Annotated in this window: 18 protein-coding genes; 10 read left to right on the plus strand and 8 right to left on the minus strand. The window is 57.2% G+C overall.

Annotated elements, in window-relative coordinates; genetic code table 11:
- Positions 1 to 196 precede the first annotated feature (196 nt).
- On the plus strand, positions 197 to 2,242 hold the full coding sequence (locus tag BFL40_RS29615) for a DNA cytosine methyltransferase (RefSeq protein WP_071483899.1): 2,046 nt from the start codon (positions 197 to 199) through the stop codon (positions 2,240 to 2,242).
- Positions 2,243 to 2,520: 278 nt separating this feature from the next.
- Complete coding sequence (locus BFL40_RS29620; protein ID WP_071483898.1) at positions 2,521 to 3,096, plus strand: phiTE_072 family protein; 576 nt, start codon at positions 2,521 to 2,523, stop codon at positions 3,094 to 3,096.
- Positions 3,097 to 3,414: 318 nt separating this feature from the next.
- Here BFL40_RS29620 and BFL40_RS29625 read toward each other — a convergent pair whose 3' ends face one another.
- Both BFL40_RS29625 and BFL40_RS33950 read right to left on the minus strand, forming a co-directional pair.
- Positions 3,415 to 3,621, minus strand: a complete 207-nt coding sequence (locus tag BFL40_RS29625; protein WP_071483896.1) for a hypothetical protein — start codon at positions 3,619 to 3,621, stop codon at positions 3,415 to 3,417.
- 290 nt (positions 3,622 to 3,911) lie between these two features.
- Entirely contained in the window at positions 3,912 to 4,250 is a 339-nt protein-coding gene (locus BFL40_RS33950; protein WP_139213479.1) for a hypothetical protein, read from the minus strand.
- 410 nt (positions 4,251 to 4,660) lie between these two features.
- Here BFL40_RS33950 and BFL40_RS29635 point away from each other — a divergent pair, with 410 nt between their 5' ends.
- From BFL40_RS29635 to BFL40_RS29640, 3 genes are read left to right on the plus strand one after another with little or no spacing between them, the layout of a single operon-like run.
- Positions 4,661 to 4,882, plus strand: coding sequence for a hypothetical protein (locus tag BFL40_RS29635; RefSeq protein ID WP_071487275.1), 222 nt, complete (start codon positions 4,661 to 4,663; stop codon positions 4,880 to 4,882).
- A 2-nt stretch (positions 4,883 to 4,884) separates the two neighbouring features.
- The gene (locus BFL40_RS33430) at positions 4,885 to 5,097 is read left to right on the plus strand and encodes a DUF4224 domain-containing protein (protein ID WP_074851430.1); all 213 of its coding nucleotides are present in this window, start codon (positions 4,885 to 4,887) and stop codon (positions 5,095 to 5,097) included.
- Positions 5,098 to 6,132 (plus strand): site-specific integrase, encoded by a 1,035-nt coding sequence (locus BFL40_RS29640; protein ID WP_071487276.1) that lies wholly within the window; start codon positions 5,098 to 5,100, stop codon positions 6,130 to 6,132.
- Between the two features lie 404 nt (positions 6,133 to 6,536).
- Here the strand turns inward: BFL40_RS29640 and BFL40_RS29645 are convergent, their stop codons facing one another.
- Positions 6,537 to 7,175 carry an NAD(P)H-dependent oxidoreductase gene (locus BFL40_RS29645; RefSeq protein WP_071487277.1) on the minus strand — a complete coding sequence of 213 codons (639 nt, stop codon included), beginning with the start codon at positions 7,173 to 7,175 and terminating at the stop codon, positions 6,537 to 6,539.
- Positions 7,176 to 7,269: 94 nt separating this feature from the next.
- Between BFL40_RS29645 and BFL40_RS29650 the strand changes: the two genes are divergently transcribed.
- The gene (locus tag BFL40_RS29650) at positions 7,270 to 7,737 is read left to right on the plus strand and encodes a MerR family transcriptional regulator (protein WP_235864653.1); all 468 of its coding nucleotides are present in this window, start codon (positions 7,270 to 7,272) and stop codon (positions 7,735 to 7,737) included.
- A 193-nt stretch (positions 7,738 to 7,930) separates the two neighbouring features.
- Here BFL40_RS29650 and BFL40_RS29655 read toward each other — a convergent pair whose 3' ends face one another.
- On the minus strand, positions 7,931 to 8,464 hold the full coding sequence (locus BFL40_RS29655) for a Csu type fimbrial protein (protein WP_071487279.1): 534 nt from the start codon (positions 8,462 to 8,464) through the stop codon (positions 7,931 to 7,933).
- Between the two features lie 170 nt (positions 8,465 to 8,634).
- Positions 8,635 to 9,183, minus strand: a complete 549-nt coding sequence (locus BFL40_RS29660) for a GNAT family N-acetyltransferase (RefSeq protein WP_071487280.1) — start codon at positions 9,181 to 9,183, stop codon at positions 8,635 to 8,637.
- A 164-nt stretch (positions 9,184 to 9,347) separates the two neighbouring features.
- On the opposite strand from BFL40_RS29660, the gene BFL40_RS29665 reads away from it, so the two are divergent.
- From BFL40_RS29665 to BFL40_RS29670, 3 genes are read left to right on the plus strand one after another with little or no spacing between them, the layout of a single operon-like run.
- Positions 9,348 to 9,992, plus strand: a complete 645-nt coding sequence (locus BFL40_RS29665; RefSeq protein ID WP_071487293.1) for a 2OG-Fe(II) oxygenase — start codon at positions 9,348 to 9,350, stop codon at positions 9,990 to 9,992.
- Positions 9,985 to 10,272: a metal-binding protein gene (locus BFL40_RS33435; RefSeq protein WP_074851432.1), complete on the plus strand. Its 288-nt coding sequence runs from the start codon at positions 9,985 to 9,987 to the stop codon at positions 10,270 to 10,272. Before BFL40_RS29665 ends, BFL40_RS33435 begins: the two co-directional genes overlap by 8 nt.
- Before the next feature lie 46 nt (positions 10,273 to 10,318).
- Positions 10,319 to 10,999, plus strand: a complete 681-nt coding sequence (locus tag BFL40_RS29670; RefSeq protein ID WP_071487294.1) for a 2OG-Fe(II) oxygenase — start codon at positions 10,319 to 10,321, stop codon at positions 10,997 to 10,999.
- Between the two features lie 81 nt (positions 11,000 to 11,080).
- Here the strand turns inward: BFL40_RS29670 and BFL40_RS29675 are convergent, their stop codons facing one another.
- Entirely contained in the window at positions 11,081 to 11,866 is a 786-nt protein-coding gene (locus tag BFL40_RS29675; RefSeq protein WP_218027736.1) for an alpha/beta hydrolase family protein, read from the minus strand.
- 193 nt (positions 11,867 to 12,059) lie between these two features.
- Between BFL40_RS29675 and BFL40_RS29680 the strand changes: the two genes are divergently transcribed.
- The gene (locus BFL40_RS29680) at positions 12,060 to 12,665 is read left to right on the plus strand and encodes a cysteine hydrolase family protein (RefSeq protein WP_071487281.1); all 606 of its coding nucleotides are present in this window, start codon (positions 12,060 to 12,062) and stop codon (positions 12,663 to 12,665) included.
- A gap of 41 nt (positions 12,666 to 12,706) precedes the next feature.
- Here BFL40_RS29680 and BFL40_RS29685 read toward each other — a convergent pair whose 3' ends face one another.
- Positions 12,707 to 14,092 carry an efflux transporter outer membrane subunit gene (locus tag BFL40_RS29685; RefSeq protein WP_071487282.1) on the minus strand — a complete coding sequence of 462 codons (1,386 nt, stop codon included), beginning with the start codon at positions 14,090 to 14,092 and terminating at the stop codon, positions 12,707 to 12,709.
- Positions 14,089 to 17,226: an efflux RND transporter permease subunit gene (locus BFL40_RS29690; RefSeq protein ID WP_071487283.1), complete on the minus strand. Its 3,138-nt coding sequence runs from the start codon at positions 17,224 to 17,226 to the stop codon at positions 14,089 to 14,091. Before BFL40_RS29690 ends, BFL40_RS29685 begins: the two co-directional genes overlap by 4 nt.
- Position 17,227: the final 1 nt, after the last annotated feature.

Raw genomic sequence — 17,227 nt, forward strand, 5'->3', positions numbered from 1 at the left:
TAAAGGCTTCCGCCTGCGCGGTACTCGCACAGCGATATCGAATGCCGTCGCGGTCGATAGCCTCACCATAAAACCTATCGCCTTTGGGACTAGTAAGCATAACTACCCAGGCCATATCAGTTCCCTCATCGGGCCGAATGTCCGAATACACCAATACCCCCTTTAAACGAATCACGCCAGCCGGCGAGGATCCCCTATGTCCGCACAACAGAAGAAACACCCCTTCGATTTCAAAACCCAATACGGACTCGGCTTCAACCCTCAGGACGATGAGATCGTTGTCGACTTCTTCTGTGGTGGCGGCGGCGCCGGCACCGGGCTGGAAATTGGCCTGGGCCGCACCGTGAACGTGGCGAAGAACCACAGCCCGCAAGCCATCAGCATGCACACCGTGAATCACCCAGGCGCCAAGCACTTCACCACCGACGTGTTCGATGGTGACCCGGACACCGAATGCGGCGGCAAGGCCGTGGGCTGGTTCCACATGTCGCCTGACTGCACGCACCACAGCCAGGCTGCCGGCGGCCAGCCGCGCAAGCGCGAGATCCGCAACCTGTCGTGGATCGGCCTCAAGTGGGGAGGCAAGAAGCGCCCCCGGGTGATCAGCCTGGAAAACGTGAAGCAGATCCTGCAGTGGGGCCGACTGATCGCCAAGCGTGACAAAGCTACCGGGCGCGTTGTGAAACTCTGCGGTGATATCGCCGCACCTGGTGAGGTTGTGCCGGTGGGCCAGCAGTTCCTGATTCCCGACCCGAAGCAACGCGGCCGCACCTGGCGCCGTTTCGTGGCCCTGCTGGAAGGAATGGGCTATGTCGTTGAGTGGAAAGTAATTAGGGCCTGCGACTTCGGCGCGCCAACCAGCCGGGAACGCCTGTTCATGATCGCCCGGCGCGACGGGCAGCCGATCGTGTGGCCGGAGCCAACCCACGCCAAGAACCCCACCAAGGGCCAGCAGAAATGGAAAACAGCCGCTGACTGCATCGACTTCAGCGACTTGGGCAAAAGCATCTTCGGACGCAAGAAGGACCTGGCCCCGGCCACCCTACGCCGCGTTGCCAAAGGCATGAAGAAGTTCGTCATCGATAGCGCGGCGCCGTTCATTGTGCCGATTGCCAACTGGTCGGGAGAGGCAGTGCAGTCGGCCGGCGAGCCACTGCGCACCATCACCTCCTATCCAAAGGGGGGCGCCTTCTCGGTGGTCAGTCCGGTCATCGCACCGGCAACCCACCAAGGCAGCGACCGAATCAACGACCCGCTCGACCCGTTGCCGACAGTGACCTGCGCGAACCGCGGTGAGCTGACACTGATCAGCCCGTTGATGGTTGGGGCCGGTGGCCCTGAGTACTCAGGCAAGCCGGTGAGCGTCGACCAGCCAACCGGTACGCTTATGACCCAGAACCACCGAGCGATCGCAGCGGCTCACCTGGTGAAGTTCCGCTTCAATGACGCTGGTAAAGCATTGGACGAACCACTGCCGACCATTACCAGCGGCGGAAACTATCAGCGCCCGGCAGGGGCTGCTCACGCCATGGGCATATCCACGGTGTTCATGGCCCAGATGAATGGCGGCTTCAACACCACCGTCGCCAAGGATATCAAAGACCCCATGACTACGGTCACCAACACCGGCAGCCAACAGCAACTGGTGGCGGCTAACCTGGTGCATATGCGCGGGAACTGCGATGCACGGGACGTAAATGACCCACTGCACACCATCAGCGCCGGCGGCCAGCACCACGGGTTGGCTACCGCATTCATGGAGCGAGCATTCGGCGCCAGCGTCGGCCAGGGCCTGGAAGAACCGGCGCCTACCATCACAGCCGGTGGCGGCGGCAAGAGTTCGCTGGTGTCGCTCACTCTCTCGCCTGAGCACGAAGCCGGTGCCCTTCGCGTCGCCGCCTTCCTGATCAGTTACTACGGCACCGAGAACATCAGCGCTTGCGACGCACCAGCGCCGACCATCACCACCAAGGACCGACTCGCCATGGTAACCGTGATGGTGAAAGGAACCCCCTATGTAATCGTCGATATCTGTCTGCGGATGCTGAAGCCGACCGAACTATACAAGGCCCAGGGCTTCCCCGCCGACTACATCATCAGCCACGGCGCCGACGGCAAGCCGTTCACCAAGACTCAGCAAGTGCACATGTGCGGGAACAGCGTCAGCCCGCCACCGATGGCAGCGCTGGCACGGGCCAACGACCCATGGCGAGTGGCTGAGCGCCAGGCGGAAGCAGCCTAACAACCGCATAACGATTGCCAAGGCAGCGACAAAAGCCAGCCCAGTAGCTGCTGAAGGACATCAAGTAACAGATTTCCGATGATTTGAAGGATGAGGTCTACGAGTAGTCGGTTCATGTGAGCGCCTTTTAATTTGGACGCTGCCTATGATCCTCTCGGTTCTGAGCCCGCTGTATACCGGAAACTTGTCGCAAGCCTTCCTACAAGTCGCAACTTTCTCTCACGCCCCCCCCATTGACAGCACTTCAACCCCCGGGCAAGGCCCGGCAAGGACTCCCCATGCCTACAGAAAACAAAGTCGCCGCGCCCCTGCTGGTGGAGCGCTCGACAGTAACGAAGCTGGTGATCACCGGCGCGCCGAGCCTAGACCCGATTACCGTCTTCCTTGAGGACTTGGCCCCATGCAAGGGCAAGATCACCGTCAGCTGCTGGGGCAAGAGCTGGACGGCCTACTGGGGTGGCATGTGGGACGGCCTGAACATCGGGCAGTTCTTTTGCGAGCTTAACACCGGCTACATCATCGGCTACTTCGACCCGGCTATGAACCCGCGCCGATTCAGTGGCGAGGCCCTTGCATGTGAAGCGCAGCGTCTGGTCCTGAAAGAGCGCCGCCAGGTTTGTTACGGCGCGGACGAGGCCCGCGAGCGGTTCGATGAGGCAGAGGATCTGCGCGACTCACCATCGATTGAACATCTCCACGGCGCACACAGCGAGCTGATGACGAAACTGTTCGGTGATGAGTGGTGGCACCTGACCAATGACGCTACCGAGCCAAACCCCGATTACGCCTACCTAGAGCGGATCATTCACGCGGTACAGCAGGCGCTGGGCCAGGAGCAGCAGGTAGCTGCATGACACTTGGTAACGAGTGAAGCTGTGGGGTGAATCAGAAGAGATGACCGGCAAGCCAAGGCATTGAGTTAGTAGCCCAGAGGAAGGGAGTTGTTTAACTCGCTGCTAAATGCGACGACCTACCGATCACTGCCCACATCAAAAGGGCGCGCTCCAACGACGTTAGGGAGCGCCTGCCGGCCATGCACGTCAACCACCAGTACCTGAAATGCATGCGCGACATGTCATTTCTAGCACAGCTCTTGAGCTCGTCTAGGACCGTTTTCAAATAAATCCACTCCCCCGTCCCAGTCAACCGCTATAGCTCCTCGTGGAATGAAGTCAGCGTTGATCGTTTGGAGGTAAATCCGAGGAATTAAGGAAAGAATTCCAAGCTTCGAAAGCGGCGTGATGCTTTTTGGTCGCCTCCTCCCAATCGGGCCCAGAAACCTGCTTGGAAACAACCATCATCATCATTTTGTTAGTGGCGGCATCAAGCTCAACCAGTAACTCGTGGGATCTAAATCTGAAATCGTCTAAGTCGGCCATAAAATCACCTTACGACAGGTCTAGCCGGAGATTCCGGGTTGTGCCCATTTCACTAATGACACGCCCCAAAAGGCGAAGGTTCATCGAGCAACTGGGTTTCTTTTCAGGCCGCTTTGAACACGCGCTGTAGGTAACTCTCTACCCTTCCCATCCCCCCTTCAAAGTCAGCCGCTAGAGCGGCAAGGACGAAGTCATGCCTGAAATATCGAATCCATTATTTACAACCGAAGCTACTTGGCGCCAGGCGTCGAGTTTAAGCGGGTGACGCCATGATCTCAGTAGCCCCCCTATTATTCACAACTCAAGCTGAAACCTTTGCCCTGCCCTAATGCCGCCGCTTGAACCCTTCTACAGGCATCTCTATCACGAGCATGCATGTTGTCGATGCTTGGATTGCCAGTTTTTTCCAGCTCGCGCTTCGCGGGGCTGCCAGGGTGATTGAGCGCCTCTTGTCCTTCGAGGTGCAATTCACGTGGAGCAGCTTTTGTCTCTGGGGGCGATGCTGGCTTGGGCAACTCATTGATGGCATCACCAAAACGCTGAAGCAGCGGTCCTTGTGGCAATTCATCAGCTAACACCAACGTTGATACGGCCACAGCCAACATTGCAACGATGTATCCCTTGAACACTGCAAACACCTCCCCGTTGAGCAGCCTGACCAAATAACCGTCCGCTCAGACGCTTAGGCCGACTCAGCGCGAACGATTATCAAATTTTCGGCGAATCAGTTCAGCGCTGTCACTTGCTGAACTGTTATCGAAATGTAACCCCAATTCCCCTACATACCTGCCGGTGAGGATCAGAGCCGTTTCTTGCCCTTCATCCATCCACACACCATCAGTACCAAGCCAGTTATCCAGAGGGCTGGCGCGGTTATCGCGAGCCCGCAAATTGCCAATGGGAGCCCAGTCAAAAACAGCGGGTTTCTAAACGCCTTATCCATTTCGCGCCACCTTTAAGAATTCATCTCATTAAACCACAAGTGCCCGCCAGTGAACTGCGGGCCACCATCTGCCGCCCAGCGCGGCAAGGACGATTCATGCCTCGAATTAAATCACTGCTCATCTTCGCGCTGTTCGCGATCTACACAGGGCTGACCGTCGCCTGGATATGGTGGCTTGCCCCTGAGCTGATGCGCATCAGCACCACAAAAACGCTTCTGCTGGCCCTGGCTGGCTCTGGATTTTGGGCCTTCGCCACGTACGGCCTGATCATTTACATCATTAAGATAGCGCGGCCCAGAGCGGGCGGCGGGAGGTAGCCATGGACGAAATTCATTTCCTGTCACATCAAGAGGTATGCACCCTGACCGGAGCAAAGACAAAAGCAGGTCAGGTACAGGTACTCAAGAGAAACGGAATTCGCCACACAATCAAACGTAGCGGTTGGCCCTGTGTTATTGCTTCTGCACTAACTGGAGAGCCGGTTACCGCAACAGCAGAAAAACCAAAGTGGCAGCCGCGGTTGGTGAGTTAAATGGGAAGGAAACCAACGACCCCTGACAGCGTCACTCGCCTCAGGAAGCGCAAGCAGCGCAGCGGGACCATCTATTACTACTACGACATCGGCGGATCTCCAAGGAAGGAGATTGCCCTGGGCAGCGACTACGGCCTGGCGATTGTCGAATACGCCAAGCTGGAAAAAAGCCGCACATCATCAGCCATGGTGCAGGCCGTATTGACGTTTGCTTACGTCGCAAACATTTACATGGACGAGGTGGTGCCCACCAAAAGCCCAGCAACACAAAAAGACAACACCAGGGAATTGAAGCAGCTTCTAAAGTTCTTCGATGACCCGCCGGCACCACTTGAGGCAATTGAGCCACAACACGTCGTTCAGTATCTCCGCCAGCGCGGCAAGACAGCTCCAGTGCGTGCCAATCGGGAAAAAGCCCTGCTCAGCGCGATCTGGAACTTTGCCCGCAGCAGCGGTTACACGGCCTTGGCCAACCCGTGCTCCGGCGTTAAGGGGCACAAGGAGTCTGGCCGTGATCAGTACATCGAGGACGAGATGTTCGCCCTCGTCTATCAGCACGCCGAACAGCCGCTGAGGGATGCACTGGATCTGTTCTACCTAACCGGCCAGCGGATCGCTGACACGCTGAAAATGGACGAGCGCGACATCCGCGATAACAGACTGGCCGTCAAGCAGGGTAAAACCAATGCGAAAAGGAGGATTGAAATTACTGGACAGCTGAAGGTTGTGATCGATCGAATCATGGCCAGGAAGGACGGGCACAAAATACGAACAAGCAGACTCATCGTTATGGATAACGGGCAGCCCATGACCAGCAGCATGTTGCGAGGTAGGTTTGACGCGGCACGGGAAGCGGCCGGTGTTGAGAAGGGAGATTTTCAAATGCGCGATCTGCGAGCGAAAGCTGGCACAGACAAGGCTGAATCGAGTGGTGACATTCTCCAGGCGCGCGATCAGCTAGGGCACACCACGGTCGTTATGACCGAGAACTACATCCGGAAAAGGATCGGCAAAAAGGTCACGCCGACCAAGTGAATTCTGCACCGCAATCATTTTTACCCCCTTGAAAATAAAGGCCTGCAAGGGAGGTAAAGCGAAGGCGTAGCGGTGCAGAAAACGCGCTAAATCATTGATTTAGTTGAAATACGTCACGGACTTAAAATCCCCCGCTCGTAAGGGCGTGCCGGTTCGATTCCGGCTTCGGGCACCATACATATCAAGGGCTTGCGTGATTTATCTCATGCAGGCCCTTATTGTTTGTGTTCCACCATTACCCCATCCCCGGTGTCCTGCCGACCGAACACAATCCACTCTGTGCATGATTTTATATGACTTTTGAAAAGTTTCACCCAACCATACGGACACCCTGGGCGTCATCGATAAGAGCGCGATAGAGCCACCCCACTATTGCTGCTGAGTGGGGCGGCTGCACTCTCTCCCTAGTTGATTTCGGTTACGAAATGTTCGCGAGACCGCCGTACTTTTTTCAGGTTTACCAGCCAGTCAGACTCTGCTGCCCGATAACCTAAAGGCAAGAGCACTACACTGCGCAGATGCCTGGCTCCCAGTCCCAGAATGTCATCGACAGCCGATGGGTCGAAACCTTCCATGGGCGTCGCGTCGACTTCCTCGGATGCCGCGGCGATTAAAGCCGAGCCGAGGCCAATATAGGCTTGACGCGCAGCCGCTTGATAATTGGCCTCCTGTCCGCGCTCGGCGACTATACCGAGGAGCATTTGACGGTAGTTTTCCCAATCCTGGTTGACACTGCCTCGTACAACATTAGTCAGGTCGAACATCATGTTGACACGCTCAGGCGTGATGTCGTCCCAAGCGGCGAACACCAGTAGATGAGAGCAGTCGGTAACCTGGGCCTGATTCCAGCTGACCGCCTTAATCTTTTCGCGAATTTGTGGATTAGTCACCACCAGCAATTCAAATGGCTGCAACCCGCTCGACGTCGCAGTCAGCCGTACCGCCTCCAGAATTCGCTCCAGCTTTTCAGCAGGTACTGTCTTGGACGAATCGTACTTTTTCGTCGCATAACGCCAATTCAGCAACTCGGTTATTTTGCTCATTTTTCATATTCCACGTAGGTCAACGGTCTTTATCGAGCCCAATCCGATTACCTTCCGGATTACGCTCCCGCTTATACTGCGGATTAAAGTCAACTTGAAGGTCAAGCAAAAAATGAAGATAGGCGAAATTGCGCGACGTACAGGCCTTGCTGCTTCAGCAATACGGTACTACGAGGAGCAAGGCCTACTGGACGCTCCCACCCGCGACATGAACAACTATCGCTATTACAGCGAATCCGCCATTCAACGCTTGGAAATCGTGATCCACGCGCAAAGGCTGGGGTTTTCTCTCGACACGATTCGTAGCCTTTTTCTTCATGACGGGAGCTGCTCCAAATCCCTCACCTTGGAACAGATCAATGTACGTCTGGGGGAGATACAGCAAATCGAAGCCAGCCTAAAAGTGCAGCGTGAGGCGTTGTTGATGCTGCAAAAAACCCTCGAAGAAAGCCTTCGAACCGGCATCGCCCCTGGATTGGCTTGCCCACGCAGCGCTGAGCGATTTCAGCCTGCTCGATCAGTCGTAACGCGAAGCAAGCACATGATGGCTACCAGCAAGTAAGGATCCAGGAATGGCTTGGACTCGGCCACGTCCAAGGAGTGCGCCGAACAGAGGGTGTTGCAACAGGGCGAACCGGCGAGGCCCTCGAATGGTTCAAGGTCGGCACGGCCGTGGGCAATTTTGCGCTCCGCAACGCCCTCCACCGGCATCCTGTCGACCGAACATCCCCCCATCCACTAGATGGTTTATAGGCTCAAAACGTCAGTGTGACGGAAATCGTGTCAGTGTAAGTACCGGCGGGCAAACCCACCTTGCCGGGCGATTTCCCGTAAATATTCACGGTTTGCGCCACCCCCGTACTGAGCGCGAGGTTGATAGTGCCGTTGTTGGCCAGGATTTGCGTATGGGCAGCGTCGGTGTAGATGTCATAGGGCGCGAAGTGGCCCGCACCGTCTGCCAAAGCCCGAGTGCCACCAGTGGATTTTGTGTCATTGCTTCCCGACGTGACGGTCAATATCGGCGAGGTACCTGCCGAACACTGAATAGACAGCGCTGATCCACCACCGCCCAGCACCTGCGCATCGGCCTCGGTGTACAAGGTGTTGGTGGTGCCAAAGTTCAACGTACCGAAGTTCAAGCCCGTGGAACCGCCTACGCCGTTGACCAGGCAACTGTTGGTCAATATCAGACTTGCGCTGATTTGACCGGTAACAGTCGTCGCGTGGGCGCTGGACACCCAAGCGAGTGTCATCAAAGGCAACGCTACTTTTAAGACAAGTCCATGCATGGCGCTCTCCTTATGACCAACCGACCCAGCGTAATCGCCCGCATGTTGCTGGAGATCCTTACCGATAAATGCTTGTAACAAGATGGCAACTGCGTACTAGGTTAGTCAGTAAAGAAAAAACTGCCAATTGAGCCAACTGCCCGGCGCCCTTCCGCCCTTTTTGCACACCGTTATGCATCAATAACCGAATGCTTGCTCTCAAAGGTGGCCCGCTCAACTTTATAGAAAAAGTTCTCTTGTGAACCGACAGCCAGTTGCTTTATGGCGATGTGTGAGAACTGCCCACCGATTTTTTCCATGGCTCGCTGCGAGCGAATATTTTGACCGGCAACATGAAACCAGACGGTGTCGACCCATTGAAACGCATGCGTGAGCATCAGGCGTTTGAGTTCCCCGTTAGCGCCGCCGCCCCATTTGTCGCGAGATAAAAAGGTGTATCCGATTGCGACTTCGCGCTTTTCTTCGCTGAACTCGTAGTAACGCGAGCTACCCACTATCTGTTGACTGCCTCGGTCGATAACGACCAGTGCATTCGACACCAGTGCTGCATCAAACCACTCACGAAATACGGGTTCCTGGTAACGGGTTGGGCTTGGATGCTGAGCCCAGATCAATGGGTCGGATGCCACGCAGTACAGGGGCTCGAAATCCCTGGTTTGCAGGGGGCGTAGCTCAAGTGATTGCCCCACAATTGACGCAGAGACGGGTAGCGATTGCATCAGTGTTCTCCAAAGGTTCGAATGCGCCGAATCGCAGCGCAAGGCTAGGACATTACCAGCGCAAGAACCAGAGTGTTTGCAACAGAGCGATTGCCTAGATTGGTGTGGCGATGGCGACAGGTGTTTCTGTCGTTGAACCCATCGCCGGAGTGACTAAGGCTGCCATGAACAGAATCGCGACCGCCATCGAACACCTTGATTGGCAAAACATCTGCGTGCAACTTGATCGGGAAGGCTTTGCAGTACTTCCCGGTATTCTTGGCTTGCCCGACCCTCCAAGGGATGATTGCCATGCAAACTTCCCCAGTTTACTGAGTAGTCTCAAGCACGCGTTCTATCCCCCGCTGGCGCACATTGCAAACCAGTGGAACGAGATACTCCAGTTGCCTTACCGCTACCCTCGGCAACTCTCGGCGTTTGAGGAGCAATGCCTGGCGGTTGGGCAACCGCACGAACTTTCGCAACTGAGCCGCTTACGTGAGGGGGAGTACCTGGAACTTCGGCAGGATGCTGACGGCGAGCATGTTTTCCCGCTTCAGTTGCTGGCCGTATTGTCCTCGCCCGGAGAGGACTTCACCGGAGGAGAACTTGTCCTCACGGAGCTGCGGCCAAGAATGCAATCACGGCCAATGGTGGTGCCATTGCGATACGGCGACATCGCAATCATCACCACGGCTCAACGCCCTTTCAAAGGCAGTAAGGGCTACTACCGCGTGAATATGAAACACGCCATCAGCCGAGTAAGAAGCGGCGAACGACGCGGGTTTTCACTCAGCTTTCACTTCGCTCCGGAGTCAACCCATGGCTGAAAAGCACACGTGGATGCTGATGGGCAGAGATGGAAAACGCTACCCAAGCCCCGAGCCTGGAACGTTGGGTGGCCACCGTCGCAGCAAATGTTACGGAAAGCTCGATTGTCGCGCGGCGTTGCAAGCGATCGAACGCGGAGGCTATGTGAAAAACCGTGTGTTTTTCCTCGACGAACCCTGCGCTGTCGCAGCGGGATATCGCCCTTGCGCCGTCTGTATGCCCATCGAATATCGCCAATTCAGGAATCGCCATGAACACTCAAACCAGCCTGACGTTTGAAGGCCCTGCGGCCCTTGCGCCATCATCTGTACCCCGCTTGGAAGAGATGGACTGGCGAGCGATTGAAGCTTCGTTAATGAACGACGGATTTGTCCTACTACCGTCTTTGCTGACGCGACAAACGTGCCAACAGTTGGCGGCACTCTACTCGGATGAAAGCCGTTTCCGCAGTCGCATCGTCATGGAGCGTTATGCATTTGGGCGGGGCGAATACCAGTACTTCAGCTATCCCCTGCCGGACATCGTCGAAGACCTTCGTACGCGGCTTTACAGGCAATTGGCGCCGGTTGCCAACCGTTGGCACTCAGCGTTGAAGATAGATCAGCGATTCCCCGAAACCCACCGCCAATTCAAAGAAATGTGTCACCAGGCCGGCCAGCGCAGACCGACTCCGTTGCTACTGCGCTACAGGGAAAATGACTACACCTGCCTTCATCAAGACCTGTATGGCGAACAGGTGTTTCCTTTTCAGGTCGTCTTTCTTCTAGACGAGCCGGGTCAGGACTTTGAAGGCGGTGAGTTCATCCTGACCCAGAGCGCGCCCAATAAGCCCGGCAGGGTTGAGGTCGTCGAGATCAGGCAGGGCCAGGCGATCATTTTCGCGGTGAACAGCCGACCCGTGCGCTCCACACGAGGGTTCTACCGGGTGAGTGTGCGCCACGGAGTCAGCCGCCTGCACAGCGGCGAACGCAGAACGCTGGGCATCATTTTCCACGACGCCAAGTGAACGGCTATCAGTGTGCGATGTTCTTCACATCCTTGATCCATCGAACCGCATCGGCCACCGGCTCGCTTGTGCCCCCAAGCGTCACATTGTGTCCCAATGCTGGATATAACCGGTATTCGACGCCTTCAGCGCATCGAGCCGTTCGATCGAAACCATTGCCGGGGCTTGCACATCCTGGCCCCCAAACAGCCAGAGGCCGGGGATTGATAACTGGGCAAGCGCGGTGCGTGGGTCGGTCTCCACAAACTGATAGCGGTCTGGATCTTCGGCAAGATGTTTACGTACGTCAGCTTCGCTGTGTGTGCTCCAGAAATTCGCCTTACCCTCCGTCAGGAACTGAAACCGCAATTGCTCAAGCGTCGTAAGCACCGGGCCGCTGAACAGCACCATGAAATCGGCGCGGCGATTGTGTTGTGCGGCGATCGGAATGATCCAACCGGCTTGGCTGAAGCCCACCAGCCCGATCGGTACCTGACTGGCCGCAAGCTCTTTTGACAAGGCCGCGAACGCTGCGTTAGCGTCGCCCGCCAAGGCCGTCAAGTTGGACGCATCGAGGTTATTGGTTCCAACCTCCGGGCCAGCGTAAACACCGCCGGACTGCCCGACACCGCGCTTGTCATAGGTCAACACCGCAATGCCCTGCCTTGCCAGTAGCGCCGCAAAACCTGACATGCGCTTTTCCTGGCCGGAGCCGTGTACGAGCACGACGCCAACCTCAGGATGCTCGGGCAGGAAGACGGTGCCGGCCAGTGTAGTACCGGCGCTGGTGAACCTAAGGTCCTGCGTGGCAAAACTTGCGGGGTCAGCCAGCGCCAACCGGGGCAAAAATACGAACAAGCCCAACAGAACGCCCATGTAACGAAGCATGACTCAATCTCAATGAAGGCACATCCGAGTACCGATAGCGCCACTTTGCCAGTGCTCAGTTGCCATCTCATGACGGGGCAAAACGTAAACCTTCCATCGATCGCCCCTTAACCCGGATTTAACGCCTATAACTGTTGAGTCATCGCGCTACCGAAGTCTCCATCGTAAAAAACCAACTTATCGGAGCATCAACATGAACCCGACCAAAACCGCGATTGTTCTGATTGAATTCCAGAATGACTTCACCACCCCGGGCGGGGTCTTCCACGACGCCGTCAAAGATGTCATGCACAAAACCGGCATGCTGGCGAACACCGCCACCACGATTCAACAGGCGCGTAAGCTCGGCGTGAAAATCATCCACTTACCCATCCAATTTGCCGACGGCTACCCTGAGTTGACGACGCGGTCCTATGGAATTCTCAAAGGTGTAGCCGACGGCAATGCCTTTCGCGCTGGCACCTGGGGCGCCGCTATCAGCGACGCACTGACACAGGAGCCCGCTGATATCGTGGTTGAAGGTAAGCGCGGGCTGGATGCGTTTGCCACCACCGGTCTGGACCTGGTGCTGCGTAACAATGGCATCCAGAACCTGGTCGTTGCCGGTTTCCTCACTAATTGCTGTGTCGAAGGCACCGTTCGGTCGGGTTATGAAAAAGGCTACGAGGTCGTGACCTTGACCGATTGCACCGCGACCTTCAGTGATGAACAACAGCATGCGGCCGAGACCTATACGCTGCCGATGTTTTCGCAAACCTTGCAGCACAGACAGTTTCTGCAATCACTGAATGCCAAATAACCAAAGAGGGAGGACTGACCGTGGCCATGTAGCCGCCTTCGTCACTGCCACCCTCCCCCCATCACCTTGTACAAACTGACCCGATTGCTTTGCTCGGCCAAACGCAAGGTGATCAGGTCCTGCTCGGCGCTGTACAGCGAACGCTGTGAGTCCAAGGCTTGCAGATAGCTTTGTGAACCAGCTCGATAAAGCGCGTCAGACAACTCGAAACTTTTGCGGCTGGCGTCGGTAAGCCCTTGTTGGGCATCGAGGCGCTGGTCCAGAGTGCTGCGCACGGCCAAGGCGTCGGCCACTTCCTTGAACGCAGTTTGCAGGGTTTGTTGATAGGCCTGCACTTGGATATCCCGCTCGACCTTGGCCGCATCCAACGTGGCGCGGTTACTGCCGGCATCGAAGATCGGCACACTGATACTCGGCGCGAAGGTCCAGGCACCGCTGCCCCCCTTGAACAAGCTGGATAATGCAGCACTGGCTGACCCGGCATTGGCCGTCAGGCTGATACTCGGAAAGAACGCCGCCCGAGCCGCACCGATGTCGATATTCGCAGACTTGAGGCTGTGCTCCGCCGCCAGCACATCCGGGCGACGTTGCAACAGGCTCGAGGGCAACTGCGCCGGCACTTGCACCAACGCTGCGGCCGATTGCAGGTGCGTACCAGGCAGAAAGGCATCGGGAATATCGCTGCCCACCAGCAGGCGCAAGGCGTTGCGGTCTTGCAGGATCTGGCTCTCATACTCCGCCACATCACCTCGCGCAGACTCGACGGTAGTTTGCGCCTGCGCCACATCCAGTGCCGCTGAACCGCCCAGCGCGTGGCTGCGCTGGGTTAATTCATAGGTCGACTGTTGGCTGGCCAAGGTTTGCCGAGCAAGTTGCAGGCGCTCGTTGTCGGCCGCCAATGTCAGCCACGCCGTGGCCACTTCGGCCACCAGGCTGATTTGTGTGCTGCGCCGGGTTTCAGTCAATGCCAGGTAGGACTCCAGCGCTTCATCCTGAAGGTTTTGCACCCGCCCAAACACATCAATTTCATAACTGCTCAAACCCAGTTGCGCGCTGTAGTCATGACTGGTGGCCGCAGCGCCCGTGCCTGACAGCGAGCCCGGGGTACGGCTGTGGGTGCCGCTGATACTGGCGTCGATCGTAGGGAACGCCGCCGCCCGTTGGATACGGTATTGCGCCTGGGCCTTTTCGATATTGAGACTGGCCAGGCGCAAGTCGCGGTTATTGGCCAGGGCCAGGGTCTGCAGTTGTGCCAGGCGGCTATCGGTAAAGAACTGTTGCCAGTGTATATCCGCAGCCACCTCACCAGTCACTCCCGATTGCCACTGCACAGGAACCGGCGCGTCAGGCTGCTGATACTGCGGTGCCAGATTAACGCAGCCACCCAGGGCCAGCGCCGCCAGCAAGGGCCAGTGAAACTTCATCATGCATCACCTGTATGAGCAGATTGAGTCGTCGTGTCCGCACGGCCGAAACGGCGGCGGATCAGCACGAAAAACAGCGGTACAAAGAAGATCCCCAGCACCGTGGCGCTGAACATGCCGCCCAGCACCCCGGTACCAATGGCCTGGCGCCCTGCCGAACCTGCGCCGCTGCTCAAGGCCAGTGGCAACACACCGAACATGAACGCCAGGGACGTCATCAGAATCGGCCGCAGTCGTTGGCGCACAGCAATCAGCGTCGCCTCACGCAAGCTGTTGCCCTGTTCCTGCAAGTGCTTGGCGAATTCGACAATCAGGATCGCGTTCTTGGCCGCCAAGCCCACGGTGGTCAACAGTCCGACCTGGAAGTACACGTCATTGCTCAACCCCGTAAACCAGGTGGCCCACACCGCCCCGACAATGCCCAGCGGTACCACCAGAATCACCGAGAACGGAACCGACCAACTCTCGTACAACGCCGCCAGGCACAGGAACACAAACAGCACGGAGACCGCATACAACAACGGTGCTTGCGAGCCGGAAAGACGTAATTGGTAAGACTGCCCGGTCCATTCGTAGCCAATGCCTGAGGGCAACTGTTTGACGATGGCTTCCACCGCATCCATTGCAGCCCCAGAACTCACACCCGGAGCCGGGTCGCCCACCACTTCCAGGGAGGCTGTACCGTTGTAGCGTTCAAGCAAGGGCGAGCCATAACTCCATGAGCTGCTGGCGAAAGAAGAAAACGGCACCATCTCATCGTTGCTGTTGCGCACAAACCAATGGTTCAGGTCAGCCGGCTGCATGCGCGTAGAGGCCTCACCCTGCACGTAGACCTTTTTCACCCGGCCCTGGTTGAGGAAGTCATTCACATAACTACCGCCCAACGCGGTGGACAAGGTGGCGTTGATGTCGCTGGTGCTCAGGCTCAGCGCCCCGGCCTTGCGGTCGTCAATGCTCACCCTGAGTTGAGGCGTGTCATCCAGGCCGTTGCTGCGAACCCCCAACAGGCGCGGGTCTTGTTTGGCCAACTCGATGAATTTTTCGCGGGCTGCCACCAACGCGTCATGGCCCAGGCCACCGAGGTCCTTGAGTTGCAGGTCGAAGCCTGAACTCTGCCCCAGGCCACGCACCGCCGGCGGCTGCATGACGAAGACGTCGGCATCGCCAATACTCGCCAGCGCCAACGTCGCCCGCTGCGCAATCGAGGCGGCATCCTGCCCGCTTCCCCTGCGCTCACTCCAATCTTTTAGCCGAATAAACGCCCGCCCGGTGTTCTGGCTGTTACCACCCATGCCCAGGCCGGTGATGCTGATCATCATCTCGACTTCCGGTTGTTCCAGCATGTACTGCTCAAACTGTCGCATCACCGCCTGAGTGCGACTATCGGTGGCGCCCACGGGCAATTGTATTTGTCCCATCAGCGTGCCTTGATCTTCATCCGGTAAAAATGAGGTGGGCAGCTTGGCGTACCCCACTGCCATGGCCACGACCACCAGCCCAAACACCAGCAGACTGCGCAATCCACGCTGCAAAATGCCATCTACCCAACGCTCGTAGCCCGTGACGCAACGCTCGAACGAGCGGTTGAACCAACCGAAAAAGCCACGCTGGGTGACATGCCCCTGAGCGTCTGAAGGTCTGAGCAACGTGGCGCACAGCGCGGGCGTCAGGGTCATCGCCACCACCACCGACAACACCATGGCCGAGACGATGGTCACCGAAAACTGGCGATAGATGATCCCGGTGGAGCCGCCAAAAAATGCCATGGGAATAAACACGGCACTCAACACCAGGGCGATACCGACCAGCGCGCTGGTGATTTCATCCATCGATTGGCGCGTAGCCGCCAGGGCTGACAGGCCTTGTTCGACCATCACCCGCTCGACGTTTTCCACCACCACAATCGCGTCATCCACCAACAAACCAATCGCCAGCACCATGGCGAACATCGTCAAGGTGTTGATGGAGTAGCCAAACAGCGCCAGCACACCGAACGTGCCCAGTAGCACCACCGGCACGGTGATCGCCGGAATCAGCGTGGCCCGCAGGTTTTGCAGAAACAGGAACATGATCAACACCACCAGCACGATGGCTTCACCCAGGGACTTGACCACCTCCTCGATGGACAGGCTGACAAACGGCGTAGTGTCGTAGGCAATCACGTTCTTGAGCTGCATCTCGGTCGGGTAGAAGGCCTCCAGCTCATTGAGTTTGGCCTTCACCGCTTCACCGACTTTCAGCGCGTTGGCACCAGCGGCAAGTTGCACCCCCATCGCCGCCGCAGGCTTGCCATTGAGCGCCGGATTGATGTCATAGCTTTCGCTGCCCAACTCCACCGTGGCGACATCTCCCAGCAACACCACCGCCCCGTCACTGCTGGACTTGACCACCACATTACGAAACTCTTCAACCGTTTGCAGCTTGCTGCGGGCGCTGATGGTGGCGTTCAGTTGCTGGCCCTTGAGCGCCGGTAATGCGCCGAGTTGGCCGGCAGAGACTTCGGTGTTTTGCGCCTCCAATGCCGTGCTGATGTCCGAGGGCATCAGTGCATATTTTTCCAGCAGGGCCGGGTCCAGCCAAATGCGCATGGCGTAACCCGAGCCCAGTGTCTGCACATCGCCTACGCCGTCGACACGACTGATGGAATCAAGCAAGGTGCTGGAAATGTAATCGCCGATCTGGGTGCCGGTGACGCTCGGGTTTTCCGACGTCAGGGCTGCAATCATCAAAAAGTCAGAGCCGCCTTTAGTCACCGTCAGGCCCTCGCTTTGTACCGATTGCGGCAACCGCGATTCAGCCTGTTGCAGCTTGTTCTGCACCTGCATTTGCGCCACATCCGGGTCGGTGCCGGCACCAAAGGTCAGGTTGATGCTTGCACTGCCCGCCGAGCTGCTGGAGGCCGACATGTAGGTCAGATTGTCCAGCCCTTTCATTTGCTGCTCGATCACCTGGGTGACCGAGTCTTCGACGGTCTTGGCCGATGCGCCGGTGTACGTGGCGGAAATACGTACCGTCGGCGGCGCAATATCCGGGTACTGCTCCAACGGTAATTGGCTGATGGACAGCGCGCCGCCGAGCATGATGACAATAGCGATGACCCAGGCAAAAATCGGTCGATCAATAAAAAACCGTGCCATA

It is taken from the genome of Pseudomonas costantinii (assembly GCF_001870435.1).
Classification (GTDB): domain Bacteria; phylum Pseudomonadota; class Gammaproteobacteria; order Pseudomonadales; family Pseudomonadaceae; genus Aquipseudomonas; species Aquipseudomonas costantinii.